Source organism: Streptomyces sp. NPDC057280 (assembly GCF_042668605.1).
Classification (GTDB): domain Bacteria; phylum Actinomycetota; class Actinomycetes; order Streptomycetales; family Streptomycetaceae; genus Streptomyces.
This window is the reverse complement of record NZ_JBHUYR010000001.1, coordinates 544161-570467: the sequence shown is the minus strand read 5'-3', so window position 1 is coordinate 570467 and position 26307 is coordinate 544161. Positions and strand designations below refer to the sequence as shown.

The following is a 26307-nucleotide window of genomic DNA, read 5'->3' as shown; positions in this document are numbered from 1 at the left end:
ATCTAGTTCCGTCTTCTGAGGAGACTGGCGTTCGCGTGCGTCGGGCGGCCACTCCCGACAGCGGACCGTCGGGCGGCTTCCGCGGATCACACCGTGCGGAAGGCGAGCACCACGTTGTGACCACCGAAGCCGAACGAATTGTTGAGGGCTGCGATCGGCCCGTCGGGCAGCGGCCGTGGTTCGCCGCGCACCACATCGGCATCGACCTCCGGGTCGAGGTCGTCGAGGTTGATGGTCGGCGGAGCGAGCCGGTGATGCAGGGCCAGCACCGTCGCCACGGTCTCCACACCCCCGGCTCCGCCGAGGAGATGCCCCGTCATGGACTTCGTGGCCGACACCGCCACATGGTCCATGTCGTCGCCGAGGACCTTGCGCAGGGCCTTCACCTCGGCCACATCGCCCCGGGGCGTCGATGTCGCGTGCGCGTTGACGTGCACGACCTCGGCCGTCCTCAGGTCACTGGAGTCCAGCAGCGCGGTGAGCGCGGCGGCGATGCCGCGGCCCGTCGGTTCGGGCTGGGTGATGTGGTGGCTGTCGGCGGAGAGCCCCTGGCCGACGGCCTCGGCGTAGACGCGGGCACCGCGCCGCCTGGCATGCTCCGCCGACTCCAGGACGACCACACCGGCGCCCTCACCGATGACGAAGCCGTCGCGGTTCGCGTCGTACGGCCGTGAGGCGGCGGCCGGATCGTCGTTGCGCTTGGACATCGCCATCATGTTGCCGAAGCCGGCCATGTTCAGCGGGTGGATCGCCGCCTCCGTGCCACCGGCCACGACGATGTCGGCCCGGCCGGTGCGGATCATGTCGATGGCGTATCCGACCGACTCGGCGCCTGAGGCGCACGCGCTGACGGGCGAGTGCACTCCGGCCCGGGCGTTGAGGGCCAGTCCGACGTTGGCGCCCTGCGTGTTGGGCAGCATCATCGGGATGGTGTGCGGCGACACCTTGCGGAAGCCCTGGTCCCGGAGGATGTCGTACTGCTGGAGCATGGAGGTCACGCCGCCGATGGCGGAGGCGACGACCACGCCGAGCCGGTCGGGGTTGACGGAGGTGTCGATGCCCGCCGGTGCGGTGAAGCCGGCGTCGGCCCAGGCCTCGCGCGCCGCGATCAGGGCGAACTGTGCGGAGCGGTCGAGCTTGCGGGCCTCGGTCCTGGACAGGCACTCGGCGGGGTCCACCGCGATCTCCGCGCCGATCTTCACGGGGGTGTCGGCAGCCCAGGCGTGCGTCAGCAGCCGTACGGCGGAACGGCCCGCCGTGAGTCCCTGCCACGTGGTGGTGCTGTCGCCGCCCAGCGGTGTGGTGGTACCGACGCCGGTCACGACCACCTTGCGATCAGTCGGTTGCATGAGGATGACTCCCAAGTCGTCAGTGCTGGGCGAGGATGTAGTCGATGGCGTCGCTCACGGTCTTCATGCGGCCGGCCGCCTCGTCCGGGATGGTCACCCCGAACCGCTCCTCCGCCGCGACCACGACCTCGACCATGGACAGGGAGTCGACGTCGAGGTCGTCGGCGAAGTTCTTGTCGGGGAGCACCTCCTCGTGCGGGACTCCGGCGATCTCGTTGACGATGTCGGCCAGACCGCTGCGGACTTCTTCCTGTACGGCGTTCATGTGCGTCTCCTCGTGCGCGTGACGGCGTTGCTGTCGGCAAGCCGGTGTCCGGGAAAGAGGGGGGAGGGGAAGGGGACGGGTGCGGCGTGGGTGGGACGGACGGCGGCCGCCGGGTTCTAGGCGCAGGCGCCCTGGGGCCGTTGCATGCGGGACCGGGCCCTACGCGGTGACGGCACCGCGTTGCCATGGGGTGACGTGAGGCCGGCGAGGGACCGCGAGACACGCCGGGCGGCCGCCAGCAGGGGACCGACCGCATCCGGGACGGCGGTGGACGCCCTGCCTACGGTGATCAGACCGATGGCGCCCAGTAGGGCTCCGTTCCCGCCGTGGATCGGCGCGGCGACCTCCACCACGCCGTCCAGCAACTCGCCGTCGGACACGGCGTATCCCTGCCGCCGGGTGTCTTCGACGAGGTCGCGCAGGACGGAGGGGGCGTGGACGGTGCGCTCCGTGTACGTCCGCAGGTCGCCGCCGTAGAGCTCGTCCTGGACGGCGGTGCCGGCGGCGGCGAGGAGGACCCGGCCGCATGCCGTGGCGTGCAGGGGGAAGCGGTGCCCGCGGGACCACGAGCGGTGCAGGGGCCGGGCGCTGCCGGAGACGCTCTCCAGGCAGATGCCCTCGGTGCCCTCCCGTGCGGAGAGCAGGACGGCGCCTCGCGTGGTGGAGCGCAGGGCGAACATGGCGGGGACGGCCGCTGCGCGGAGCTCGGAGTGCCGGGGAGCCAGCTGGGAGAGTTCCCACAGGCGAAGGCCGATCGTGTACCTGTTGTCCTCCGTGCGTTCCAGCGCCCCCCAGGAAACGAGTTTCGAGACAATGCGGTAGGTCGTGGCCACGGGTATTTGCGACCGTCCGCTGATCTCGCTCACGGTCAGACTCACATGGGCGGTGTCGAAGGCGCCCAGGACACCCAGTGTGCGTTCGACGACGGAACGGTCCGCCGGGGCGTGTGGCGTGGACATTCGACAGGATCCCCTTTCTCGTTCATCGCGAAACGGTGTTGGTCGTTCGCGGGTGGATGCGGTGCTGCGGTCGGGGATCTCCCATGGTTTCTCTGCTGCCGAATTGCTCTCTGACGCACCGATCGGCGTCGAGGGGAATTCACCTTCCGTCCGCCCGGTGCCGGCCGGACCGGGCGGACGGAAGGAATTCAGGAGGCCGCTGTCGCCGCCGGCCCGCGGCGCGGGTGGCGGGGCCGGGCCGCGGGATCGGTGGTGGGATAGCCGACCCGGAAGAAGACCAGGGGACGCTCGCCGCCCCGGCCCCCGCACAGCCGGGTCAGGTCGCCGACCGTGTCGGGGCAGTCGATGACGTGGCTCTGCGGATGGACGTAGATCCCGTCCTGGAACAGGTCCAGCCACAGCCGGGTCACCAGCCGCCCGGCCTCGACCTCGTCGGCCGGATCGTCGTCCTGGCCGAGGATGACCATGACGACGCCGTCACCGCTGGTCGCGCTGGAGGACAGGGTGGTCAGCAGCCGGACCAGCCCCAGAGGCCGCAGCGCCCGGTACACGGCGGGGGCGAAGAACGTCCGCATGGCGGCGGCCTCGGCCTTGTTCAGGACCAGCATCACGTCGTTGAGGCCGTCCCGCCGGTAGTCGGGGTGGCGGGGGGAGAGCCTGGCCCAGGCCAGCAGTTCCCGGGCGATGCCGGCGTGGCCGAAGAACCAGTGGTAGGCGCGGATCAGGAGCGGCCGGGCGGCGTCCGTGGGGACGACGGCCACCCGGAATCCGGCCTCCTCGGCGGTCTTGAGGCAGCGGTCGACCACGGCCTGGGGCACCTGCTGCGAGGTCCAGGAGCCCCGCCACACGCGGCGGGCCTCGATGTCGGCCGTCGACCGGGGGCTCTGCTCGAGCCATTCACCGGGGACGATCCGCCCCACGCGGGCGGCGCCGGCGTCGTAGTCGGGCTCGAAGCGGAGAGCCATCCCGGCCTCGGCGGCGCAGATCAGCAGGGACTCGATGTAGGTGCCCAGCGACAGCCTGAGGTCGCGGTGCGAGGGGTCGCTGGGGCCCAGCGCGTACTCCGCTCGCCAGCCCAGCTCGACATGATCGGTGCGGTAACGCAGGTCCCAGGGCTGGGTGTTGTGGGCGTTGGCCGCCCGGGCGGCTGTGGCCGCGACCCTGCGCAGGCGGTCGAGGGGGTAGGTGGGGGTGCTGTCGGTCTCGGTCACGGCCGTGATCCCGTCGTCTGGGGCTCGATGGCGGAAGTGAGGTGCTGCAGCGCTGCCGGTGCGGGCTCCACCTCGGCGGATTCCTTGATGCCGAACCGGCGGTGGAGTGCCTTGAGGGGGGCCGGGGCCCACCAGTTGTAGGGGCCGACGGCCCGCATGAAGGCCGGCACCAGCACCCCGCGCACCAGGACCGCGTCCAGCACGATGGCGAGGCCGGTGGCCATGCCGTACATCTTGATCAGGGAGACGCCCGAGGTGAGCATGGCGAAGAAGGACACCGCGAGGATGGCCGCGGCGGCCGTGATGACGGGGCCGCTGGCGCCCAGTCCCTCCCGTACGGAACTCTCCAGCTGCCCCGTGCGGTCGTAGCGTTCCTTGATGCGGGCGACGAGGAAGACCTCGTAGTCCATGGACAGGCCGAAGGCGATGCAGAACACCAGGACCGGCATCGACACGGCGAGCGGTGACGGGGTGAAGCCGAGCAGGCCGGAGAGGTGGCCGTCGACGAAGACCCAGACCGCGACGCCGAGGATGCCGACGAGGCTCAGGCCGTTGAACAGCAGCGCCTTGACGGGCATCAGCACACTGCCCGTCAGCAGGAACAGGAACAGCAGGCTCAGGACGCTGATCAGGACCATGGCCAGGGGCAGCTTGCCGGCGATGGAGTGGGTGATGTCGACCAGCTGGGCCGCCTGACCGCCGACCAGGACCTCGTTGCCGCCGGGCGGATCGACCGCGCGGACGGCGCGGGCCAGGTCACCGCCCTGTTCGGAGTAGGGGACCACGTCCGTCTGCACCTGGAGGCGGACCGCGTCACCGTCCTGGAAGGAAGCGGCCGTGCGCGGGTCGAGCGGGGCCAGCCGGGAGCCGTCGCGGAACACCCCGGCGGCACTGACGACCCGGGTGACCGCATGGGTCTCGGACAGGTCCGCGGAGTAGCGCGCGAGATCGGCGTCGGTGCCCTTCCACTGTTCGGAGACCACGTTCAGCGCGCGGTCGTCGTCGGCGCCGAAGTCGTCGCGCACGGCCTCCGTCACCATGCGGCTCTCGGTGTCCGTGGGCAGCACCCGCTCGTCCGGCACGCCGAACTGGGCGCCGGTGAAGGGCACCGCCATGAGCAGCAGCAGGGCGATCACGGGGGTGGCGAGCAGGACGGGACGGCGGAAGGCGAGGCCGGCCATCCGGCCCCAGAAGGTGTCGGCGGCCGGAGCGCGCCGGGTGCGCCGGCGGCGGCCGAGGGCGTCGATCCGGTCGCCCAGCAGGACCAGGGACGCCGGCAGCAGGTACAGCGATCCGAGGGCGGCCCACAGCACCACGGCGATGCCCGCCAGCGCGAAGGAGCGCAGGAAGTACTGGTCGAAGACGAGGAGCGTGGCGAGGGCGGCGCCGACGACGGCACCGCTGACGGCCACGGTGCGGCCGGCGGTCGCGCGGGTGACGCGCAGGGCGTCGGCGTTGCTGCGCCCGGCCTCGCGTTCCTCCCGGTAGCGCGTGACGATCAGCAGGCTGTAGTCGACGGAGAGCCCCAGCCCCAGTGCGGTGATCAGGTTGACGGCGAACACGGAGACGTCGGTGACCTGGGCGGCGACGTTGACGGCCGCCAGTGCCCCGACGATGGTCAGCACGGCCAGGAGCATCGGCAGCAGGGCGGCGATCAGACCGCGGAAGACGATCACGAGCAGCAGCAGGGTGATCGGGATGGCGATGCTCTCCGCGGCGACGATGTCCTTCTCGACCTGCTTGTTCATGTCGTTGTTGATGGCGGTGATGCCGCCGAAGGAGACCGAGACGGCAGCGTCCGGGTCCGACAGCTTCTCGTGCAGCGTGTCGGCGGTTCGCATGCTCTTGTTCTCGTCGCCGTCGACCCGGACGAGGATCAGGGCCGCGTTCCCGGAGCGCAGGCTCTTGTCGCCGCTGTCGAAGTAGGAGGCGACGACCCGGGTGCCGGAGGTCCCGGAGACCGTTTTGTCGATGGTCTCGGCCTTGGCGCGGGCCGCGGCGCTGCCGGGTCCGCCCTTGGGGTCCTTGACCAGGATGACGAGGTTGGGCTGGCTGCCGGGGAAGGAGCGTTCCAGCGCCTCGGCGGCGGCCACGGAGTCGGAGCCGGGATCGTCGAACCCGCCCGACTTGAGGTGGTCCAGCACCCCGGAGCTCGCTGCGCCGGCGACCAGTAAGAGCAGGAGTCCGGCGAGAAGGGTGAACCAGGGGCCGCGACGCTTCTTTCGGTCGCTCCCGGACGGCACCGAAGTGACCATCACGCGAGGTCCTTTCTTCAGCTGTGCCCGCGGGCCTGCCAGCGGTCGGCCGGGGCTGGATGGGTGGAACGGGGAGAGCGGTGGTGCGGGGCGGAGCGGTGGCGCGCCTCTCTCGGCAGCACGGCGACGTGCTGCGGATCCGCGGAGGGTTGTGCTCGACTCGCCGCTGACCTGGGCGAACGAAGGTGTGACAAGTGCTCTGACCAGAGAGCACTGCTCTCTGTCGACGGTAGTTTTACAGCGAGCACCGCTTCAGTGCAAGAGCACTGCTCTCATAAAGAGAGCAGTGCTCTAATGCTTGGGCAGTGCTCTCGCAGGTGGCAGACTGCCCTCATGGATGTCATCCAAGGAGCCAAAGAGAGGGTCCGCGCCGAGGTGGCCGCCGCCATCAAGGGCGAGGCCCGCAGGCAGCTCGCCGCCGAGGGTGCGGCGCGGCTGTCGCTGCGTGCGGTCGCCCGCGAACTGGGCATGGTCTCGTCGGCGCTGTACCGCTACTTCCCCAGCCGGGACGATCTGCTCACGGCCCTCATCGTCGATGCCTACGACGCCATCGGGCAGGCCGCCGAGCGCGCCTGCGCGGCCGCGGGGGTGACCGATCCGCTGCGGGCCTGGGTCGACGTCTGCCGTGCCGTGCGTGCCTGGGCGCTCAAGCATCCCCACGAGTACGCGCTGATCTACGGTTCGCCCGTACCCGGCTATGCCGCCCCGGAGGACACCGTGGCCCCGGCCTCCCGGGTCGCGCTGGTCCTGCTCGGGGTGGCGGAGGCCGCCCACGACGCCGGCGTCCTCGCCGAGCCGGACCTCCCGGCGGCGGACTGCGACGCGGTCGTCGCCGACGAGATCCGCGAGCTGCTGGACGAGCCGGACCGCACCCTGCCGGGGCCGGTCGCGCCCCGTCTGGCCGCCGCCTGGGCGCAGCTGTTCGGTCTGATCAGCTTCGAGGTCTTCGGGCAGTTCAACCGGGTCATCGACGACCGCGACGCCCTCTTCGGCAAGGCGGTCGTCGCGCTCGCCCAGCAGGTGGGCCTGCGTCCCGCGGGGGGTGGCGCGGAGGCCTGACGCGGACGCCGCCCGGTTCGCGGCGCTCGTACGCGCCCGGTTCCCCCGCGTGTTGCCGCGAGGGTGCCGGGCGCCGGTGTGAAGTGCGGTGATTTTCTCCCTCTGTTCACGCTTTCGGGGCCGCTTTCTCACTGAACGGAAAACATCAGGTCAATCGGCACCTCGAGTTATGTTCATTCCGTTCACAAGTCGCCCACAGGTTTTCTTCCACTGGTTGAGAAGACCGCTTGCGTACGCTCCGCAACCGCCGCCAAGCTCTCTGTTGTCGACGTCGGTTGGCGGACACACCTACTTTTACCGCCGCCTTCTTCTGGTGACGTCGAGCCATTTTCGCAATCGAGGTGGATCGAGGTAGCGTTCGTGGCTGATATGGCTATCGTCGGCATGTCGTGCCGATTTCCCGGGGCCGCCGATATCGGCGAGTTCTGGAGAATGCTGGTAAATGCCGAGTCGCAGTTCTCGGCGGTCCCCGCGAGTCGCTGGGACCACTCCGCCTACTATCGGCCGGGCGACTTCAGGGAGCCGCACGGCGTCTACACCGACCAGGTCGCGTTCCTGCCCGAGGTCGATCGGTTCGCTCCCGCCCACTACGGCATCCCGCCCCGCCGGGCCCGCACGATGGACCCGCAGGCCAAGCTGTTCGTGGACCTGGCGCGCGAGGCGCTTCAGGACGCCGGCTGGGAGCGCACCGGCTTCGACCGGTCCCGCACGGGCGTCTTCGCCGGGGTGACCTCGCTCGACCACCGGGACATCAGCGTCTCCCGCATCACCGCCAACCTGCTGGCGGACGGCTCCTTCCACGACGGACAGAGCGACCCGGAGCTGCTGGACCGGCTGCACGAGGCGACCGATTCCTCGCTGATGCCCATGAACTCCTTCACCATCCCCGGGGCTCTGGCGAACATGGTCCCCTGCACCGTCAGCGAAGTCCTCGACCTCGGCGGTCCCTCCATCTCGCTGGACGCGGCCTGCTCCTCGGCGCTCGTGGCCCTGGACGCGGCGGTGCGCAGCCTGCGCTCGGGCGCCTGTTCCATCGCCCTCGTGGGCGGCGTGTACATCGGTCTGTCCCCGACGCCGCTGGTCGGCTTCGCCCGGTCCGGCGCGCTGTCCCGGCACGGGGTGTGCCGGCCGTTCGACGAGCGCGCCGACGGCTTCGTGCTCGGCGAGGGCGGCGCCATCCTGGTGCTGCGCCCGGTGGAGGACGCCGTCGCGGCCGGAGACCGCATCTACGCCGTCGTCACCGGGGTCGGCTCCGCCAACGACGGCCGGGGCGGCGGCCCGATGACCCCGCAGGCGCAGGGCCAGCTCGCCGCGCTGCGCGCCGCCTACCGTGACGCCGGGATCACCCCCGGGCAGATCGACCTGCTGGAGGCGCACGGCACGGGCACGCCCGTCGGCGACCGGACCGAGGTCGAGGCCATCGGGCTGCTGCGCTCGGAGTCCGGCTCCGACCAGCCGTGCTACGTCTCCTCCTCCAAGGCGCTGATCGGGCACACGCTGTCCGCGGCCGGGGCGGCCGGGCTGGTGAAGGCCGCGCTCGCCGTGCACCACGGTGTCGTACCGCCGCAGCCCGCGGAGATGCAGGTCAACAGTGCTCTGGACCTGGCGGCCGCGGGGCTGCGCGTGACCACTGCGGCGCAGGAGTGGCCGCACGACGGCGTGCGCCGGGCGGGCGTCAGCTCCTTCGGCTTCGGCGGCACCAACGTGCACGCGGTCCTGGAAGGCGCTCCGGCCGCCGAGCCGGAGCCGGCCGACGGCCAACTCCCCGACGAGCCCTGGCTGTTCCTGCTGTCCGCCGGGTCGGTGGCGGACCTCGCCCGGCACGCGGAGGACATCCGCGCCTCGGTCGCCGCGGACCCGGACGCCACGCCCGCCGAGGTGGCCCACACCCTGGCCCGGCGCGATCTGCTCACCGCTCGCCTCGCGTTCGTCGCCGCGACCCGGGAGGAACTCCTCGACCGGCTCCAGCTCGCCGCGGGGCGCCTGGCGGACGGAGCCGTCGGGGAACTGGCCCCCGGCGTCCACGCGGCGGCGAAGCCGCTGCCCGCGGAGGAGCGGCGGATCGCCTTCGCCTTTCCGGGGCAGGGCTCGCAGCGGCCCGGCATGCTGGCGGACCTGGTCCGGCGGTTCCCCTCGGCCGCCCACCGCGCGGCCGAACTGGCCGCCCTGACCGCCGAGGAGTCCGAGACGGTGCCCGCCGCGCTGCCCGGACTGCTGTGGGAGGCGCGCGACGCCGACGACAGCGACGCCCAGGCCGCCCTGATGGTGACCGACATGTGCCAGCCGGGCCTGGGCACCACGGGTGCCACCACCGTCGAACTGCTCGCCGCCTGCGGCATCCGGCCCGATGTCGCGGTCGGCCACAGCGTCGGCGAGTTCCCCGCAGCGGTCGCGGCCGGGGCGTTCACCGCCCCTGATGCTGTCAGGTTCATGACCAGAAGGGGGGCGGCGCTGGCCGCCGCCGTACCGTCCGGCACCGGCGCCATGCTGGCCGTGCAGGCCCCCGCCGCCGAGGCCGAGCGGCTCGCCCTGGCCGTCGAGGGTGTCTGGCCCGCCTGCTACAACCACGAGGGCCAACTCGTCTTCAGCGGCGGCGTCGAGAACGTGGAGGCGCTGCGCGCCCACTGCGCCGAGCAGGGCGTCGCCGCGGTCCGGCTGCGGGTGTCCCACGCCTTCCACTCACCCCTGGTCGCGGCCGCCGACGAGGTGATGGCGGAGACGATCGCGGGCCTGCCGCTGACCGAGCCCGCCTGCACCTTCATCTCCGGCGTCAGCGGCCAGGAGTGCCGGGAACCCCAGGAGATCAAGGATCTGTGGGCCCGTCACAACACCGCCCCCGTACGGTTCACCGACGCGGTCCGGTCGGTCGCCGCGACCGGCGCCCGCTTCCTCGTGCAGATCTACGGCGGCGACACCCTGCTGCGCATGGCCCGGCGCAGCGCCGCGGGAGCGGACCTGGAACTCGTACCCCTGACGACGAACCGGTCCGACGACGGCCGCGCCTTCCTCACCGCGCTCGGCCGGCTCGCCCTGGCCGGGGCCCCGCTGGACCCGGCCGCGCTGTTCCCCGCCGACACGGGCCGGCTGCTGTCCCTGCCGCCGTCGCCGTTGCAGACGGCGGTGTACACCGTCCACACCGGCACCGGCCGCCCCCGGCACCGCACGGTGATCTCCAGCCCTGCCGCCACGGCCACCCCCGCGCCGTCCACCGTCTCCGCCCCCGAGCCGAGCTTGCGCACGGTCATTCCCTCCCCCCTCGCCACCAACCCGATCGGAGAGCCGAGGATGAGCGGTCTCATCGAGTTCCTGCACGCCCAGGTGTCCCTGCTGCAGTCCTTCGACCCGGCTCGCACACCACTGCCGTACGCGGCCGCCCCCACGGCCACCGCGGTTCAGGAGCCCCCGCAGGAGAAGCTGCCCGAAGCAGCCCCCGCGGCACACGCGGCGCAGGTCCCCGCGCTCGAACCGGCCGCCGCACCGGCCCAGGTCGGCACCGACGAGGTGCGGGCGGCCGTATACGCCGGGATATCCCAGGTCAGCGCCTACCCCGAGGACTTCCTGCGGCCCGAGCACGCCTTCGCCACCGACCTCGGATTCGACTCGATCATGCTGGCGGAGCTGGCCACCCGGCTGCGCGGCAGGTGGCCGCAGATTCAGGTCAAGGCCGCCGAGATGATGGAGATCGCCACGATCGGCGACCTGGTCGCCACCCTCGGGGACCGCCTCGGCGCGACAGCATCGGCGCACCCCGTCGCCGCCCCGCCGCCGGTCACGCAGCCGGTGCCGGCGTTCGCCGCCCCGGCCCCGGTCGCTCCGGCACCGGCCGCCCCGGCCCCGGTCGAACAGCCCCGCAGCACGGAGGAGCGCGGTGCGACCGCCGACGTCCGGGTGTTCCCCGAGGTCCTCGCCTCACTGGAGCGCAAGCGGAGCATCGAGTCCTCCGGCGTCGTCAACCCGTACTTCCTGCCGCACGAGGGCACCATCCGCGACACCACCCGGGTGGCCGACCGCGAGCTGATCTCCTTCTCCAGCTACAACTACCTGGGGCTGTCCGGCCACCCGGCGGTCGCCGCGGCCGTCCAGGAGGCCGTCGAACGCTACGGCTCCTCGGTGTCCGCCGCCCGCATCCTGTCCGGCAACCGTCCGCTGCACGTCGAACTCGACCGGGGACTCGCCGAACTCGTCGGCGCCGAGGACGCCGTGAGCCTGGTCAGCGGGCACGCCACCAACGTCACCGTCATCGGGCACCTGATGGGCCCCGAGGACCTGATCCTGCACGACGCCCTCGCGCACGACAGCATCATCCAGGGCTGCCGTCAGTCCGGCGCCGCCCGCCAGCCCTTCCCGCACAACGACCTGGTGGCCCTCGACCGCATCCTCACCCATGTGCGCGACGGCTACCGCAGGGTGCTGATCGTGGTGGAGGGCGTCTACAGCATGGACGGCGACACCGCGGACCTGCCCGCGCTCATCGCCGTCAAGCAGCGGCACGACGCCCTGCTCATGGTGGACGAGGCCCACAGCATCGGCGTGATGGGCAAGACCGGTGGCGGCATGGCCCAGTTCAGCGGTGTCAACCCCGACGACGTGGACGTGTGGATGGGCACCCTGTCCAAGTCGCTGGCCAGCTGCGGGGGTTACGTGGCCGGCCGGCACGAGCTCATCGAGCACTTCCGGTACACCCTGCCGGGCTTCGTGTTCAGCGCGGGGCTGCCGCCGGCGTCCGCGGCCGCCGCTCTCACCGCCCTCCGGCTGATCCGCGAGGAGCCCGAGCGCGTCACCCGGCTGCACGACAACGCGGCCCTGTTCCTGCGGCTCGCCGCCGAGGCCGGCGTCGACGTGGGCACCAGCGAGGGCACCCCGGTCGTGCCCGCGATCACCGGCGACTCCGCGAAGGCGCTGCTCCTGGCCGACCGCCTCTACGCCCGCGGCGTCAGCGCCAACCCGATCCTGCACCCGGCGGTCGAGGAACGCCTCGCCCGGCTGCGGTTCTTCATCACCTCCGAGCACACCGAGGAGCAGATCACCACCGCGGTCCGCATCCTCGGCGAGGAACTGGCCGCGCTGTCCTCCTGACGCCTCCTGAACGGCACCGGGGCGGACTCCCCAGGTTCCCCCGCCGACGGCTCCGCCCCGGTGCGCCCCGCTCCCGCCCCCGCACCCCCGTCCCTCCCCAGACGAGGAAGAAACATGACCGAACCGATTCGTGTAGGTGTCATCGGCGCCGGTACCGAACGGGGCTGGGCCAAGACGGCCCACCTGCCGGCCCTCGCGGCCCTGCCGGAGTACGAGGTGACGGCGGTCGCCACGACACGGGTCGGCAGCGCCCGCCGCGCCGCCGAACAGTACGGAGCCGCCCACGCCTTCACCGACCCGGCCCGTCTCAGCGGCCATCCCGAGGTGGACCTGGTGGTCGTCGCGGTGAAGACACCGGACCACGCCGACCTGGTGCTGCCCGCCCTGGAGGCCGGCAAGCACGTCTACTGCGAATGGCCGCTGGGCCGCACCACCAAGGAAGCCGAGGTGATGGCCGAGGCCGCCCGCCAGGCCGGCGTTCACGCGGCCGTCGGCCTCCAGGCGCGGCACGCGCCCGCCGCCCGCCACGCCCGCCGCCTGCTCACCTCCGGCGCCATCGGCCGGGTCACCGCGGTCAACGTCTTCGCCACCCGCGCCAAGGGAGCCGGCGGCACCGTCACCTCCGACGCCGTCTACACCCTCGACCGGCGGGCCGGCGCCGGAACCCTGGAGGTCGCCGGCGGGCACACCCTGGACCTGCTGGAGTTCCTGGGCGGATCCGTCGGCCGGCTCTGGGCGTCCCTCTCCGTCCAGCAGCCCCGGCTGACCGTGTCCGACACCGCGGAGAGCGTCGGCGTCACCACCGCCGACCACATCGTCATCGGCGGCTTCCTGGTCACCGGCGTCCCCGTGTCGGTGCACGTCCACGACGGCAAGGCCGGCGCCGCCCGCACCCGCCTGGAGTTCTCCGGCACCCGCGGCACCCTGACCCTCGTCTCCGAAGGGCCCGCCGCGGGACACGGCATCCAGATCAGCGACATCCGCCTGTACGAGGACAAGAGCGCCGCCACCGACGGCCGCCGGGAGGTGGCGGTGCCGCCGGACTGCCGGACCGCCGTGGACGTGCCGGACACCGCCGTACGCAATGTGACGGAGCTGTACGCCGCGCTGGCCCGCGACATCCGCAGCGGCTCGCACACCGTGCCCGACTTCGAGACCGGCCTGCGCCTGCACCGGCTCCTCGACACCGTCCGCTCCGCCGACCAGGCCGCGACGAGCCAGGTCCGGGAGGTATGAGATGACCGTCCAACTCTTCGCACCGCGCCCCGCGACGCAGCCCACGGCGACCTTCCTGACCGCCCTCACCGGCGGCGCGCCGTCCTGGAACACCTGGCGCGACGCGTTGGCGCCCGAGAGCGTCGAGCAGCCGCCCGAGGTGGAGCGGCTCCTGGCCTTCCTCGACACCGAGGTCGACCCGGACGCCGTCGACCGGGAGGGCGAGATCCCGCCGTACGTGATCGCGCGGCTGCGCGACCTCGGCGCCTTCCGGCTGGCGGCCGGCGAGGACCTCGGCGGGCTCGGGCTGACACCGTACGCGCTGTTCCGGGCCGTGGAGGCGGTCGCCTCCCGCTCCGTCGCGATCGGCTTCATGCTCGCCGTCCACAACGGCATCGGGGTCACCACCTCGCTGCTGCCGACGCTGCCGCACGGCTCACTGCGTGATCTGATCCGGCGCCGCAGCCGCGAGGGCATGATCTCCGGCTTCGCCGACACCGAGCCCGCCGGACAGGCCAACCAGTGGCCGCGGACGACCGCCGCCCCCACCCCCGACGGCTCGGCGTACGTCCTCAACGGCGACAAGCTGTTCATCAGCAACGGGCCCGTCGCCGACCTCCTGGGCGTCACCGTGACCGTCCGCGACGAGGACGGCCCCCGCGTCGGCCTCGCCGTCGTGGACACCCGCAGCCCCGGCTTCGAGGTCCGCGCCGGCCTGGAGTACCTGGGCGTACGGGGCCTGCCCAACGGCTGGCTGCGCCTGAACGGGGTCACGGTCCCCAGGGACCACGTGATCACCGTCGCCCACGGCGACCCCCGCCGCACCCCGGAACGGACCTCGGCCTTCCTGACCGCGCGGCTGCTCATCCAGGCGGCCCCCGCCCTCGCCCTGGCCCGCAACTGCCTGCGCTGGTCGCGGGAGTTCACCGCGCGCCGGCGCGTCGACGGCCTCGGACTGGGGGAGTACGACCTCGTCCAGCGCACCCTCGCCGCCAACGCGGCGGACGTACGCGCCATGGACGCCGTGGTGCGCTGGAGTCTCGGCGCCCCGGCCCCCGGCGACCGCTGGTTCGAGCGCATGGCCGCCCGCAACTTCTGCACCGAGACGGCCGCCAGGGTCGTGGACCGTACGGTCTCCCTCCTGGGCGGCGAAGGGCTGGAGACGGACCGCTCCAAACGCCGGCGCGGGGCACCGACCCTGCCGCTGGAGCGGGCGTACAGGGACATCAGGATGCTGCGCACCGCCGGTGGGGTGGACGACCTGCTCGACGTCCAGGCGGCCCAGGCCCTCCTCGCGCATCACGCGGACACCGAACCGGTCGGCGGCTTCCTGGACGGTGCCGTGCCGGGCGTGCTCCCGGCCACCGAGAACTTCTTCCCGCGCAACGCCCGTCACCTGCACGACCTGCGGGAGGACCTGGCCCGATTCGCCGCCGCCTGCCATGAGATCGGCACCCGCGCGGCGAAGGGACGGCAGTCAGGTTCTCAGCAGTACCCGCTGCTGCTGCTCGGCCGTATCGCCCGCGAACTGCTGGGCATCACGGCCGCCCTCGCCACGGCCGAACAGGACGGTCACCAGCGGCTCACCGACGTCCACTGCACGGCCGCGCGGTTCCGGCTGCGCGACCTGTGGGACCAGCTCGACGCGCCGGACCAGCCGGACCACGTCGGCATCGCCCGCGCGGTGCTCTCCCGGGACCGGCACGTCGACGACCTGCTCGGCCTGTGACCCCCGCCCACGGACCCGACAGGAGGCTCGTGATGCACGCCGCCACGCCACGCCCCACCACCACCCGGTACTCCACCCCGCCGCCCCCGCCCGCGGGCCCCGACCGCGCGAGTGTCCTGCTCCCGCTGGCGGACACCGATCGCCCGACAGTCCTGCTGCCGCCGGCGGACCCCAGTCGCACGACAGCCCTGCTGCCGCCCGCGGGCCCCAGTCGCACGACCCCCCTGCCGCCGCCCGCCGCCACGCTCCTGCTCTCCTCGCACGAGATGTTCCAGCGGCTGATGGTCGCCCCCTGGGTGAACCGCCCACCCGTCCGTGCCGTTCCCACGAGGCGCCCGTGACGCGCCCGGCCGGGGCCCGGCTGATGGTCGCCGCCATCGACGACTATCTCGGGCCCGGCGAGCACCGTTACTTCGGTGCCGGCTTCCGTCGTGTGCGGCACCGGCTGGAGACCATCCGGGTCTCCCGCCGGACCGACGCCACCGAGGCGACCGCCCACGCGTCCGTGACGTACCCCGCCCACTGGTCCGCGAAGGGCACCGGCGAGCTCCTCCCGCACCTCAGCAGCATCGACAGCCTGGCCCTGGGCGCGCAGCTCGCCGAGATCCTGCTCGGCCACGCCTACGGCCTCGACGCGGGTGCCCGCTCCCGCATGTGGCTGCGCGCGGTACGCCTGCGGGCCGGCGTCCATCCGCAGGAGGACCTAGCCGACATCCCCGTGCACGGCGTCCTCCGCCCCGCCGAGTCGGAGCGCGTCGCCGACGGCCTGCTGACCTCCTTCCTGGACGTCCGGATCGGCTCGATGGAGGTCCGGTGCGAGGTCCGGCACGAAGTGGCGGGCGGGTACCGGCCCGACCAGGCCGAAGCCCGTCACCTGAGCGCCGAGGAAGCCCTCGGCGAGCCGTGGCGGCGGTACTTCGCCGAGCTCTTCCGCCACCGCCACCAGCAGGTCACCCATCTGACCGTCGACCGGGACGCGGGACGCGTGGACGCCACCGTCCGCATCACACCCGCGCCCGGCGAGTGCCGACTCCCGCCCACCGGAATGGAGTCCGCCTACCTGCCCAGCGCGTCCATGATCGACGCCATCACCGTGACGGGCCAGCTCGCCCAGGTCCTGCTGTACGAACTCGACGGCATCGACCGCGGTGACAGCGACACCCTCTGGCTGCGCAAGGCAGCCCTGTCCACCCGTATGCCGCTGCGGGCACTGGATCACGCCTTCCCCGTGCACGCGCGCATCGAGGACACCCGCCTGCTGATCATCGGCGACGACACCTGGCGGGTCTGCGAACTCGGCTACGCCTTCCACGGCATCACCGGAGGGTTCTCCGTGGCACACCGACTACCCGACCGAGGACCACGATGACGACCACAGCCCCCACACCGGCGCGCCCGGAACGCAATCGCACGTCCATGCGGCGTCTGGCCATCTCCGGTACGTACAGCACGGGCAAGACCACGACGACCATCGCCCTCGCCCACCTCACGGGAGTACCGCGCACCCACGCCCGGACCATGCGCGAGATCCTGGCCGACGTGCTGCCGGGCAGACGCCTGGAGGAGTGCACGGCCGCCGAACTGGTCCAGCTCGGCGTCCACCGGTTCACCGAGCGGGCCGTGCACGAGTCCCACCTCCCCGACGGCTTCGTCTCCGACGGTTCCTCCCTGCACGAGTGGGTGTACGGCAAGGTGCGCGTCCGCGCCGGGATCCATCCCACCGACGGCCACGAGACCGGGGGAGCGGCGCCGGACTTCTACGAGGAGGTGATCGACGCCCTGGGCGCGGTGCTGAAGGACCACGCGCGCCGGGCCTACGACGTCTTCATCCATCTGCCGGTGGAGTTCGACCTGGTCGCCGACGGGCACCGCCCGGTGTCCGAGCGCTTCCGGAGCATGTCCGACGAGCTGCTGCGCGACACGCTCGACGAGCTGGGCATTCCGTACCACGTCGTCGGCGGCACCCTCGAGAACCGCCTCGCCACCATCGTCGACATCTTCGGCCTGCCCGCGCGGATGAGCCTGGAACGCGCGGGGGAACTGGCCCGCCGGGACACCGCCGACGCCTACCTCCGGACCGCGCGGGCCGCGGAGCGCCGCTCAGCTTGAGGGCGCGCCGGGGGAGTTGCCCGGCCTGTGCCTCCTGCGTGCCGGGGGAACAGCCCGACCTGTGCCTCCTGCGCGCCGGGGGAGCAGCCCGGCCTGTGTCCCCTGCGCGCCGCTTGGCGCAGTTCCCCGGCGAGCCCCCGCACTGCAGCCCATCACCCCGGTCCGTCCGCCCCGCGCCCCACCCGACCCCCTGACGTCCGACCTCCGCAACCGAGGGAGCCCTCATGCCCGGTACCACCGCCTCCGCCCCCCGAACGACTGCCCCCGCGCCCGCCTCCGTCCCCGCGGTGGCGCCCCTGTTCCGCCCGTTCGCGCTCGGTGGGCTGCGCCTGCCCAACCGTGTCGTCATGGCGCCGATGACGCGCAACTTCTCGCCCGACGGCGTTCCCGGCCCCGAGGTCGCCGAGTACTACGCGCGCCGGGCCCGGGGCGGCGTCGGGCTCATCGTCACCGAGGGCACGGTCGTCGGCCACCCCGCGGCCGCCCCCACCACCACCGTGCCGCGCTTCCACGGCGAGGACGCCCTCGCGGGCTGGGCCCGGGTCGTGGAAGCGGTCCACGCCGAAGGCGGGCGCATCATCCCGCAGTTGTGGCACGCCGGCCTGGAACGCAAGGGCGACGCCGTGCCCGACCCGCAGGTGCCCGCCGCCGGGCCCGGCACGCTCTCCGAGGCCGACATCGCCGAGGTGATCGCCGCGTTCGCCCAGGCCGCCGCGGACGCACAGCGACTGGGCTTCGACGGGCTCGAACTGCACGGCGGACACGGCTACTTGATCGACCAGTTCCTCCGCCCCGAGATCAACACACGCACCGACGGATACGGCGGTGACCTCGGCGGCCGCACCCGCTTCCCGGCCGAGCTGGTGGCGGCGTGCCGGGCCGCGGTCGGCTACGACTTCCCCCTCTTCCTGCGGATCTCCCAGTGGACCGTCGGCGACTTCGGCGCCCGGCTGGCGGCCACCCCCGATGAACTGGAACTGATGCTCGGCCCGCTGATCGAGGCGGGCGTCGACGTGATCGACTGCTCGACCAGGCGGTTCTGGCTGCCGGAGTTCCCCGGTTCGGACCTCTCGCTGGCGGGCTGGATGAAGAAGCTGACCGGTCTGCCGACGGTCGCCGTCGGCTCCGTCGGGCTCGACGACAGCGAGTTCCTGAGCGCGCTCATCGAGGGCAAGGGCGCGGCGAACGGCTCCCTGGACCGTCTGGTGGCGTGCATGGAGCGGGACGAGTTCGACCTCGTGGCCGTCGGGCGGCTGCTGCTCTCGGACCCGGAGTGGGTGGCGAAGATCCGCGACGGCCGCCAGGGCGAACTGCGCCCGTTCTCCGCCAAGTCCCTCCTCGACCTGCACTGAGCGCACGCGGGTCGGGGCTTCGCCATCGGCGTGCGGCGCCCCTCTGACTCACCGGATGCGGTGCTTCCTCCAGAAGGCGGTCAGGTCCTTGTCCGTCACGGACTGCGCTGCCTTCTTGAAGTCGGCGGTCGTGGAGACGCCGTACCAGTGGTCGTGGGCGTACCGCTTGAGGAGGCGTGCCATCGTGTCGGTTCCGACGGTGCGCTCCAGGTCGGCCAGGGCACAGGGGCCGGCCGTGTAGATGAGGTGGTACGTGCCCGGGTGCGTGCTCCAGTACGCCATCGAGTCGGTGAGCGCGGTGGACCGGCTCGGCCAGTCGACGTCCGACCAGCAGTCGCGGGTGTCCACGCCGTAGAAGCGGTAGTTGGCGTACTGGGCGAAGCTCTCGTCCAGCCAGGGTGCGCCGTACTCGTCGTTGCCGACGATGCCGTACCACCACTGGTGGGCCACCTCGTGGACGACGGCGCCGCCTTCCTCGGTGGTGCCGAGGATGACCAGGCCCGGGTACTCCATGCCGCCGCCGAAGTCCTTGGTCATCACCAAGTCGATCTCGCCGTAGGGGTAGCGGCCGAACTCCCTGCCGAACCGGTCGACGGCGGCGACGCCGTCCTTGCGGTTGAGGCGTACACCCGCCGGGGGTGTGTTCGGTGCCCAGTACGACTTCACGCGCACACCACCGGGCGAGATGTCCGTCGCCGTACGGAACGGGCCCGCTGCCCACGCGAAGTCCCGCACCTGGCGGGCGACGCTGTGCGTGACCGTGCGTCCGGGACCGCCGTGGCTGGTCCACGTGCGGCCCGTGGCCGGGACCTTGAGGGCTGACGGGTGGTCGATCCGCACACGGAAGTCGCTCGCCAGGGCGTAGAAGCTCTCGCCGGTCGACACGTACGGATCGAGGTGCCATCCCTTCGCGTCGTGCACGGCGAGCACCGGCAGCGCGTTGCCGAGGAAGCGGAACGCGTCCTCGCGTCCGAAGCGGGCGTTGCGGTGGGGCACCGTGATGGACACGTCGAAGGAGAGCGCCGTCCGCTCGCCGTGCGCGAGGGGGCGGGGGAGGGTGATGCGCAGCGCGGTGCAGTTCACGCTCAGCCGGCCCGCGGTGCCGCCGTGGATGTGGGACAGCTTGACCGGGCTCGGCTCACCAGGCGTGCCGCACTTGTCGTCGCCGTTGCCCCACAGACGCAGGTACACCTCACGCAGGGGCTGGTCGGAGGCGTTCCTGAACGACACCCGCTGGTGGCCCGCCCAGTGGCTGCCGTCGGCGTCGCCGCGCAGGGACACGTCGTAGCGAAGCCGGTCGGGTGTCGCGGTGCCGGCTTCGGGCGCCGGTGCCGATGCCGGCGCGGCACCGGTGGCGCCTGCCGCCACCAGAACGGTGACGGGGACAACGAGCAGACGGCGAACGGCTGTTGACCACCACGCGGGTGCACGAAACGACGACATGCCAGCGGATCCTGTCACACGGGCGCGTCAGGCACGCGCACGGGTTCAGCCCGAGCGGATCACGGTGGACATCGAGGGGCGGAAGGTGTGCGATGCGGTGAGCAGCACGCCGTGCACTGTTGAGGATGCCGCTCTGTCGGCGAAGGCCGCGGTGTCCGGTGGCCATACGTCGCGTTCCTGGTGGATGAGGAGGCTGACCGCGCCGTGTACGCCGGAACACAGCAGTCTGGCGGTCTCGGTGGTGCTCTCCACCGGTACTCCGGCGTCCGCGCAGGCCGCGACCTTCTCCCGGAAGTAGCGGAAACACGCGTCCTCGTTCTGGCGACTGGCCTCGGTCGCCTCGCCGTCCATCACCAGCCGGTACTGAGCGGGATGGCGCAGCCCGAACGCGATGTAGGCGACGCAGGTTTCGTAGAGGGCCGTCACCGGATCCTGGACCCCCTGCGACACGGCTTCCAGTTCGCTGAACAGCGAACTCCACACCCGCAGGCACGTGGCGTGGACGAGTTCCCTCTTCGAGGCGAAGTGGAGATAGACCGCCGGCGGGGTGACTCCCGCGCTGGTCGCCACCGCGCGGATCGTCAGAGCGTCGGCACCACCGTCTTCGAGCAGTTGACCGGCGATGTCGAGAAGCTGCTCACGGAGCAGGCCGCCCTGACCCTTGGCGGCGCGAACGCGGGAGCCGGTCACAGCGAGGCGCTTCGGGAAGAGGGCGGCATCAGACTGTCTTCGGTTTGACGGCGGTGACCACCTGGGTCACCCGGGCGCACAGTTCGCCCTCGGCGTCGTGCACGTCGACCTCGATGACGGTGTTGCGACCCACGCGCAGGGGGCGAGCCGTCGCGACGACGCTGGTGTGCGCCGGCCGCAGGAAGTGCGTGGTCGACTCCACGGTGGCCGGCGCGGCGCCGACGGGGCCGTTGAGGGCGGCGCACACGGCGGCGCTCACATCGGCGAGTCCCATCAACGCGCCTCCATGGAGGCCGCCGCCCACGGTGGAGAGCGAATGATCGTGTGCCAGCGTGGCCCGAACGCCGGCCGGCGTCATCTCGTCGAACACGACCCCGAGGGTCTTGGCGTACGGCGCGAGGGCGTAGACGTCCTCGGCTCCGAGTGTGGGCACGGCCTGCTCCCATCTGAGTGAAGGCCGTTAAGTTATCGACGTTAAGTCAGGTCGTCAACTCGGGACTTCCGGCCGTTCCGAGGTGGCCCGCACCTCCTGACCCCGCCATCGTCGCGAACCTCCTTTCGGTTATAGCTGAAACGTCTGGTGACCATGAGGCCCTGGTTCCAGTCTGGGCGTGCGAGTCCGACCACTCAGCATCCGGGGGATGACATGAAGTCACTCAAGACCGCGGCCGCGGCCCTGCTCTGCGCGGGCGCGCTGGTCACCACGACCGGCAGCGCCGAGGCCGTACAGGAGTCCCAGGACGGCGGGACCTCCGTCCTCGTCGTGAACACCTTCCAGAGCCTCGGCACGCTGCGTTGCATGGACGACAGCTTCGAGTACGGGTTCCGTACGTTTCCCTGCAACAGCGGCCAGTACCAGCAGTGGGACGTCCACGTCTTCAACGACGGCACGCGCCGCTTCCAGAACAAGATCACCGGCCGCTGCCTCTACGACGGCCCGGCCGGGTTCAGCACCCAGCACTGCGACAGCTCCGAGAACGTGAGCTGGTACGTCATCCGCCACCACTCGGTGCGCCTCACCTTCCGCAACCAGTACACGGACGACTGCATCGACGACAGCGACGACAGCGGCTTCCGCACCACCGGCTGCAACGGCGGCATCTACCAGGACTGGGTCTGACGCCCCACCACACCGAGAAGAGGCGCACATGGCCGACGAGATGGTGGAACGCGCGCAGCAGTTCATCAACTCCTACAACGTGCCCGGCATCCCGAAGGTGGAGGTGAACGGGCGCACCAGCTGGACGGTGATGTACGGCCTGACCCGGGCGCTCCAGTACGAGCTGGGCATCACCACACTGTCGGACTCCTTCGGTCCGACGACGCTGAGCCAGCTCCAGTCCCGGTACGGGGCGCAGATCGACGACCGGACCCGGCACGAGAACATCTACCGCGTCATCCAGTCGGGCCTGTACTGCAAGGGCTATGACGGCGGCGGCATCGACGGCACCTACAACGGCAGGACCGCGGACTCGGTCGCCCGGCTCAAGGCCGACATGGGCGTCGGCGGGACCTATCCGGGCAACGGGCTGCAGCCGAAGGTGTTCAAGGCGCTCCTCACCATGGACCCGTACGTGCGGGTCGGCAACGGTACCGATCAGGTGCGCCAGATCCAGCAGTGGCTCAACGGACGGTACGTCCAGCGGCGGGAGTTCTTCATCTGCCCGGCCGACGGGAACTTCTCCCGGGACGTGCAGAAGGCGCTGGTCTTCGCCCTCCAGTACGAGATCGGGATGAGCGACGACGTCGCCAACGGGCGTTTCGGTCCCGGCACTCAGGACGGCATCAGGGCGCAGGCGATGCTCGGCCTCGGTTCGGCCGACGGCACCAAGCAGTTCGTGCACCTGTTCCAGGCGGCGATGCGGTTCAACGGCTGGGACGTCGCGTTCGACGGTTTCTACTCGGGATCGCTGCTCAGTACCGTCGTGGACTTCCAGCGCTTCGCCCAACTGCTGCCCACCACCGGCACCGCGGACTTCCGCACCTGGGCCTCGCTGCTGGTCAGTACCGGCGACCCGAGCCGGCCCGGCACCGCGGCCGACTGCATCACCGAGATCACCCCGGCCCGCGCCCAGTCGCTGCGCGCCGCCGGATACACCACGGTGGGGCGGTACTTGACCAACGCGAACGTCACGAACCCGAAGAACAAGAAGATCCAGCCCGGAGAGCTCGCCAACATCGTCGCGGGCGGCCTGTCGGTCTTCCCGATCTACCAGACCAACGGCGGCGATCCGGAGTACTTCAACGCGCACCAGGGCGCCACGGACGCCCTGGCGGCCCTGGAGGCGGCCCGCGGACACGGCTTCCGTGCCGGGACCACCATCTACTTCTCCGTCGACTACGACGCCGTCGACGAGGAGATCACCAGCCGGGTCATTCCGCACTTCCGCGGGCTGACGGGCCGTATGGCCGCCTACGGCAGCGAATACCGCGTCGGCGTCTACGCGCCCCGCAACATCTGCAGCCGGCTCGCCAAGGCCGGTCTGACGGTGTCCAGTTTCGTGTCGGACATGTCGACCGGCTACAGCGGCAACCTGGGCTTCCCGCTGCCGAAGGACTGGGCCTTCGACCAGATCGCGACGATCACCGTGGGGTCGGGCACCGGCTTCATCGAGATCGACAAGGATGTCGCGTCCGGACGCGACACCGGGCAGACCCAGTTCACGCCCCGGGGGCCGGACACCGCGCTGGACGTGCCCTTCGACATGAACCGCCGGGGTGCCCTGACCACGGATCTCGGCACCTACATCGTCGCCAACGGCCACGACGACTGGTACCGGGACCGCACCCCCGCGGAGTGCATCGGCAAGGTCCTCGACATGGACGCGCTGATCACAGGTCTCGCCCGGTCCTTCCGGATGCGCAAATCGCTGATCCAGGCCGTGGTCTTCTGGGAGTACCAGGCCGACTTCACCGACGAGGCCGTGGATGTGCTGGTCGACTCCTACTTCAACTGGAAGGAGGCGCAGGCCGCCTGGGAGCAGGACCCCGTCGGGTCACCGCCCTCCCCGCCGACCGTGATCAAGGACGACTCCAGCACGGGCGTCGCCCAGATCTTCGGCAGGACCGGGATCAAGGCCCGCAACCACTGCATCCGCGCGGACGTGATCTCGGGCCCGATCCAGGACACGGAGGACTGGCGGGCGCGCCGGGCGGTCTGGGACCAGCTGCGCAACGACGACGACTACAACGTGAGCACCGTCCCCCTGATCCACATCTGGTCCGCCGCCATCAACGGCATCACGACCGACCGGCTGAGCTACTCCGACGCCGAGATCGTCACGGTGCTCGCCCAGTACAACGGCGCTGACGAATACGGTCGTCGAGCCCGCGACCTCTACAGCATCTTCGAGACCTACAACGCGGCCCTGCGCCGCTGACGGGGGGAACCGGCATGCGGATGAGAGACACGGACAGACCCGGCGGCGGAGGCCTGCCCCGGCGGACCCTGCTGCTCACCGGGCTCGCGGGGGCGGTGGCGGCCGGCATCTCCTTGCCGTCGGCCGCTCCCGCCTCGGCCGCGACCCGAACCGCCGGCACCAACGGATGGCCGTTCACCAGTACCGGCATCAGCACCCTGCCGGTCCCGGGCACCCCGGCCTCCGTCGCGCTGCTGGAGGGCGACGTCTCCACGGTGCTCCTGCACGTCGTCCGCCGCTTCCACTACGAGGTCGAGGAGGTGGCCCGCCACGAGCTCGCCGGGCACCGCCCCGCGGCGGGGCTGACGGGACACACCACCAACTACGCCTCCGGCACGGCCGTCGAGATACGCCCGGCCGCCTACCCCCTGGGCGCGACCGGCGTGTTGTTCCCCCCACAGCTGGCCGTGGTGCGCGACATCCTCAAGGAGTGCGGGGGAGTGGTGGCCTGGGGCGGCCACCTGCGCCGACCGCACGCGGCGCACTTCCAGATCGCCGTACGCCCCGGTGATCCCCGGCTCCGCGGCCTCGCCCAGCGGATCAAGGGCTGGACCCAGGCTCCGGGGCAGGGCGCGGGAGTGCTCACCCTGGGCGCCTGACCGGGGTCGCGTTCATCCGGACGTGACCGGTGGGATGCCGCGGCGGCCGTCCACCAGCGCCTCCCCCAGCGGGGTCGCGCTGTGGTGGACGGCCGGTCCGCGGCGCCGGGTGACGATCAGCCCGGATTCACGCAGAGCGGCGGTGTGCTGCGACACCGAGGCGGGGGAGACGATGAGCCGCCGGGCGAGTTCCCCGGTCGACCCGCCGTCCGTGATGAGCGCGGCGAGCAGATCGGCGCGGGTACGGCCCAGGAGGGTGCGCAGGGCCTCCCGTGGGTCGCCGGCCGGCTCGGCCTCCGGCTGCGCCCAGCCCAGGTCGTGGGCGATCGGATGGACGATCACCGGAGGCAGACCGGGATCGCGCAGGGTGATCGGAGCGCGCCAGCAGAAGAACGACGGCAGCAGGAGCAGACCCCGCCCGTCGAGATGGATGTCGCGGTCGCAGGCGCTGGCCACGGTGAGCCGGCCGGACCGCCAGCGCAGGTCCGGGTGCAGGGTGGCCAGCATGCCCTCGACGCCCCCGTCCGTCATGGCCCGCATCCGCAGCGCCCGGTCTCGGTCGAAAGCCGTGCGCACCCGGGCCCAGTGCGGTCGCAGGGCGAGGGCGAAGTAGTCGCGCAGGGTCCGGTCGAGGCGGCGCAGGGCGCTCAGATCCCCGTCGGCCAGGGAACGGATCCAGGTGCCGGGACGCCGGGCGGCGGCCAGCCTGCCGATGTCCCGGCGCAGCACTCGCCGAGGGGTGGACAGAACGGCTTCGAGCCCCGCCTCCAGCCCGTCCCCGCCGGGGGCCGGGGTGAGGAAGTCGGCCGAGTAGCCCCGGGGCGGGGCGAGGTCGAAGAGCAGGTGGACCGCGGCGGAGAGCCGCGACCGCACCTGCCTCTTCCACGGTCCGAAGACGACCGCACCGTCGTCGCCCCTGGCCAGATGCAGGCTGAGCAGCAGCTCCCACATCGGATCCGGTCTGCTCGCCACCCGTACGCGTGCGATGTCCGCGCTCGTGAAATGGAACGTCAGCATGTCATCCCCCGAAATGCGAGGCAGGCCTTGGTCAGGGGCCTGGAAACGGTTCCGCGGAAGTAGGAGCCTCATGCTGGGGCGAGGGTTGTGGGAGTGGCCGATTCCGGCTGGAGAATGGCGGGTTCCCCCTCAGGGCAGATTCGTCCACCGATGCGAGGAGATGTTGTCGTTGAGCCATTCCCCTGACCCGGGGCCGGTGTTCGCGTCGAAGGTCCACTCGCGAAGGTCGCTCAGGCCTACGCCGTTGTAGACACCCCGACGTGCACCGGTGTAATTCAGGCCCCAGTACACCCAGACGTCGTCCAGGTTGCCCGGATAGCCGTTGTTCCAGAGTGAACTGACCTGGTTGCGGCAGCTGCCCCAGTCCGGGGCTTCTCCCGACCAGTCGTCGCACCACCCCGAGTAGCCCCTGTTGTAGTAGACGTGGAGAAGGCCGTCGGCCGCCGGGCGCGCCGAGGGGACGGGAGCGGGTTCGGATGCCTGTGCGGTGAGCGGTGTGGCTGTCACCGTCACGGCGGCGAGAGCCGCGCCGATCAGAATGGTGCGTACGGTTCTCATGT

Annotated in this window: 21 protein-coding genes; 11 read left to right on the top strand and 10 right to left on the bottom strand. The window is 71.7% G+C overall.

The features are described from left to right. Window positions 1-86: 86 nt before the first annotated feature. The 5 genes from fabF to ACFUO4_RS02480 form a co-directional block, all read right to left on the bottom strand. Window positions 87-1349: a beta-ketoacyl-ACP synthase II gene (gene fabF / locus ACFUO4_RS02500; RefSeq protein WP_383479085.1), complete on the bottom strand. Its 1263-nt coding sequence runs from the start codon at window positions 1347-1349 to the stop codon at window positions 87-89. A gap of 19 nt (window positions 1350-1368) precedes the next feature. Further along, window positions 1369-1614 carry an acyl carrier protein gene (locus tag ACFUO4_RS02495; protein WP_383479082.1) on the bottom strand — a complete coding sequence of 82 codons (246 nt, stop codon included), beginning with the start codon at window positions 1612-1614 and terminating at the stop codon, window positions 1369-1371. Between the two features lie 116 nt (window positions 1615-1730). Next, window positions 1731-2573, bottom strand: a complete 843-nt coding sequence (locus ACFUO4_RS02490) for an IclR family transcriptional regulator (RefSeq protein ID WP_383479079.1) — start codon at window positions 2571-2573, stop codon at window positions 1731-1733. Window positions 2574-2761: 188 nt separating this feature from the next. Next, the gene (locus ACFUO4_RS02485; protein ID WP_383479076.1) at window positions 2762-3784 is read right to left on the bottom strand and encodes a hypothetical protein; all 1023 of its coding nucleotides are present in this window, start codon (window positions 3782-3784) and stop codon (window positions 2762-2764) included. Next, window positions 3781-6039 (bottom strand): MMPL family transporter, encoded by a 2259-nt coding sequence (locus ACFUO4_RS02480; RefSeq protein ID WP_383482238.1) that lies wholly within the window; start codon window positions 6037-6039, stop codon window positions 3781-3783. The genes ACFUO4_RS02485 and ACFUO4_RS02480 overlap by 4 nt, the downstream gene beginning before the upstream one ends. A 333-nt stretch (window positions 6040-6372) precedes the next feature. Between ACFUO4_RS02480 and ACFUO4_RS02475 the strand changes: the two genes are divergently transcribed. The 8 genes from ACFUO4_RS02475 (at window position 6373) to ACFUO4_RS02440 (ending at window position 18579) form a co-directional block, all read left to right on the top strand. Then, a complete protein-coding gene (locus ACFUO4_RS02475; RefSeq protein ID WP_383479073.1) occupies window positions 6373-7098 on the top strand; it encodes a TetR/AcrR family transcriptional regulator in 726 nt (241 codons plus the stop codon). A gap of 369 nt (window positions 7099-7467) precedes the next feature. Next, complete coding sequence (locus tag ACFUO4_RS02470; RefSeq protein WP_383482235.1) at window positions 7468-12174, top strand: aminotransferase class I/II-fold pyridoxal phosphate-dependent enzyme; 4707 nt, start codon at window positions 7468-7470, stop codon at window positions 12172-12174. Window positions 12175-12288: 114 nt separating this feature from the next. Further along, window positions 12289-13410: a Gfo/Idh/MocA family protein gene (locus tag ACFUO4_RS02465; protein WP_383479071.1), complete on the top strand. Its 1122-nt coding sequence runs from the start codon at window positions 12289-12291 to the stop codon at window positions 13408-13410. A gap of 1 nt (window position 13411) precedes the next feature. Continuing rightward, on the top strand, window positions 13412-15118 hold the full coding sequence (locus ACFUO4_RS02460) for an acyl-CoA dehydrogenase family protein (protein WP_383479068.1): 1707 nt from the start codon (window positions 13412-13414) through the stop codon (window positions 15116-15118). 32 nt (window positions 15119-15150) lie between these two features. Then, window positions 15151-15459 carry a hypothetical protein gene (locus tag ACFUO4_RS02455; RefSeq protein WP_383479065.1) on the top strand — a complete coding sequence of 103 codons (309 nt, stop codon included), beginning with the start codon at window positions 15151-15153 and terminating at the stop codon, window positions 15457-15459. Continuing rightward, window positions 15456-16487 carry an AvrD family protein gene (locus ACFUO4_RS02450; protein WP_383479062.1) on the top strand — a complete coding sequence of 344 codons (1032 nt, stop codon included), beginning with the start codon at window positions 15456-15458 and terminating at the stop codon, window positions 16485-16487. Before ACFUO4_RS02455 ends, ACFUO4_RS02450 begins: the two co-directional genes overlap by 4 nt. Beyond that, on the top strand, window positions 16484-17227 hold the full coding sequence (locus tag ACFUO4_RS02445) for an AAA family ATPase (RefSeq protein WP_383479058.1): 744 nt from the start codon (window positions 16484-16486) through the stop codon (window positions 17225-17227). Before ACFUO4_RS02450 ends, ACFUO4_RS02445 begins: the two co-directional genes overlap by 4 nt. Before the next feature lie 224 nt (window positions 17228-17451). Next, entirely contained in the window at window positions 17452-18579 is a 1128-nt protein-coding gene (locus ACFUO4_RS02440; RefSeq protein WP_383479055.1) for an NADH:flavin oxidoreductase, read from the top strand. Between the two features lie 48 nt (window positions 18580-18627). Here the strand turns inward: ACFUO4_RS02440 and ACFUO4_RS02435 are convergent, their stop codons facing one another. The 3 genes from ACFUO4_RS02435 to ACFUO4_RS02425 are packed head-to-tail and all read right to left on the bottom strand — an operon-like array spanning window position 18628 to window position 21145. Further along, window positions 18628-20022, bottom strand: coding sequence for a M1 family metallopeptidase (locus ACFUO4_RS02435; RefSeq protein ID WP_383479052.1), 1395 nt, complete (start codon window positions 20020-20022; stop codon window positions 18628-18630). 45 nt (window positions 20023-20067) lie between these two features. Continuing rightward, window positions 20068-20712 (bottom strand): TetR/AcrR family transcriptional regulator, encoded by a 645-nt coding sequence (locus ACFUO4_RS02430; RefSeq protein WP_383479049.1) that lies wholly within the window; start codon window positions 20710-20712, stop codon window positions 20068-20070. Window positions 20713-20740: 28 nt separating this feature from the next. Further along, entirely contained in the window at window positions 20741-21145 is a 405-nt protein-coding gene (locus ACFUO4_RS02425) for a PaaI family thioesterase (RefSeq protein ID WP_383479046.1), read from the bottom strand. Window positions 21146-21358: 213 nt separating this feature from the next. On the opposite strand from ACFUO4_RS02425, the gene ACFUO4_RS02420 reads away from it, so the two are divergent. Genes ACFUO4_RS02420 through ACFUO4_RS02410 form a run of 3 tightly spaced genes read left to right on the top strand, consistent with a single transcriptional unit; the run spans window position 21359 to window position 24730 of the window. Next, complete coding sequence (locus ACFUO4_RS02420; protein ID WP_079311029.1) at window positions 21359-21832, top strand: hypothetical protein; 474 nt, start codon at window positions 21359-21361, stop codon at window positions 21830-21832. A gap of 28 nt (window positions 21833-21860) precedes the next feature. Continuing rightward, on the top strand, window positions 21861-24092 hold the full coding sequence (locus tag ACFUO4_RS02415) for a glycoside hydrolase domain-containing protein (RefSeq protein WP_079311028.1): 2232 nt from the start codon (window positions 21861-21863) through the stop codon (window positions 24090-24092). A 20-nt stretch (window positions 24093-24112) separates the two neighbouring features. Continuing rightward, a complete protein-coding gene (locus ACFUO4_RS02410; protein ID WP_079311036.1) occupies window positions 24113-24730 on the top strand; it encodes a hypothetical protein in 618 nt (205 codons plus the stop codon). A gap of 12 nt (window positions 24731-24742) precedes the next feature. Here the strand turns inward: ACFUO4_RS02410 and ACFUO4_RS02405 are convergent, their stop codons facing one another. Continuing rightward, entirely contained in the window at window positions 24743-25747 is a 1005-nt protein-coding gene (locus ACFUO4_RS02405) for an ArsR/SmtB family transcription factor (RefSeq protein ID WP_383479042.1), read from the bottom strand. Between the two features lie 129 nt (window positions 25748-25876). After that, complete coding sequence (locus ACFUO4_RS02400) at window positions 25877-26305, bottom strand: hypothetical protein (RefSeq protein ID WP_383479039.1); 429 nt, start codon at window positions 26303-26305, stop codon at window positions 25877-25879. Window positions 26306-26307: the final 2 nt, after the last annotated feature.

Coding starts and splice junctions, on each gene's coding strand:
- fabF (WP_383479085.1), bottom strand. CDS start 1,349: ATGCAACCGACTGATCGCAAGGTGGTCGTGACCGGCGTCGGTACCACC.
- ACFUO4_RS02495 (WP_383479082.1), bottom strand. CDS start 1,614: ATGAACGCCGTACAGGAAGAAGTCCGCAGCGGTCTGGCCGACATCGTC.
- ACFUO4_RS02490 (WP_383479079.1), bottom strand. CDS start 2,573: ATGTCCACGCCACACGCCCCGGCGGACCGTTCCGTCGTCGAACGCACA.
- ACFUO4_RS02480 (WP_383482238.1), bottom strand. CDS start 6,039: ATGGTCACTTCGGTGCCGTCCGGGAGCGACCGAAAGAAGCGTCGCGGC.
- ACFUO4_RS02475 (WP_383479073.1), top strand. CDS start 6,373: ATGGATGTCATCCAAGGAGCCAAAGAGAGGGTCCGCGCCGAGGTGGCC.
- ACFUO4_RS02470 (WP_383482235.1), top strand. CDS start 7,468: ATGGCTATCGTCGGCATGTCGTGCCGATTTCCCGGGGCCGCCGATATC.
- ACFUO4_RS02465 (WP_383479071.1), top strand. CDS start 12,289: ATGACCGAACCGATTCGTGTAGGTGTCATCGGCGCCGGTACCGAACGG.
- ACFUO4_RS02460 (WP_383479068.1), top strand. CDS start 13,412: ATGACCGTCCAACTCTTCGCACCGCGCCCCGCGACGCAGCCCACGGCG.
- ACFUO4_RS02455 (WP_383479065.1), top strand. CDS start 15,151: ATGCACGCCGCCACGCCACGCCCCACCACCACCCGGTACTCCACCCCG.
- ACFUO4_RS02445 (WP_383479058.1), top strand. CDS start 16,484: ATGACGACCACAGCCCCCACACCGGCGCGCCCGGAACGCAATCGCACG.
- ACFUO4_RS02440 (WP_383479055.1), top strand. CDS start 17,452: ATGCCCGGTACCACCGCCTCCGCCCCCCGAACGACTGCCCCCGCGCCC.
- ACFUO4_RS02435 (WP_383479052.1), bottom strand. CDS start 20,022: ATGTCGTCGTTTCGTGCACCCGCGTGGTGGTCAACAGCCGTTCGCCGT.
- ACFUO4_RS02420 (WP_079311029.1), top strand. CDS start 21,359: ATGAAGTCACTCAAGACCGCGGCCGCGGCCCTGCTCTGCGCGGGCGCG.
- ACFUO4_RS02415 (WP_079311028.1), top strand. CDS start 21,861: ATGGCCGACGAGATGGTGGAACGCGCGCAGCAGTTCATCAACTCCTAC.
- ACFUO4_RS02410 (WP_079311036.1), top strand. CDS start 24,113: ATGAGAGACACGGACAGACCCGGCGGCGGAGGCCTGCCCCGGCGGACC.
- ACFUO4_RS02405 (WP_383479042.1), bottom strand. CDS start 25,747: ATGCTGACGTTCCATTTCACGAGCGCGGACATCGCACGCGTACGGGTG.
- ACFUO4_RS02400 (WP_383479039.1), bottom strand. CDS start 26,305: ATGAGAACCGTACGCACCATTCTGATCGGCGCGGCTCTCGCCGCCGTG.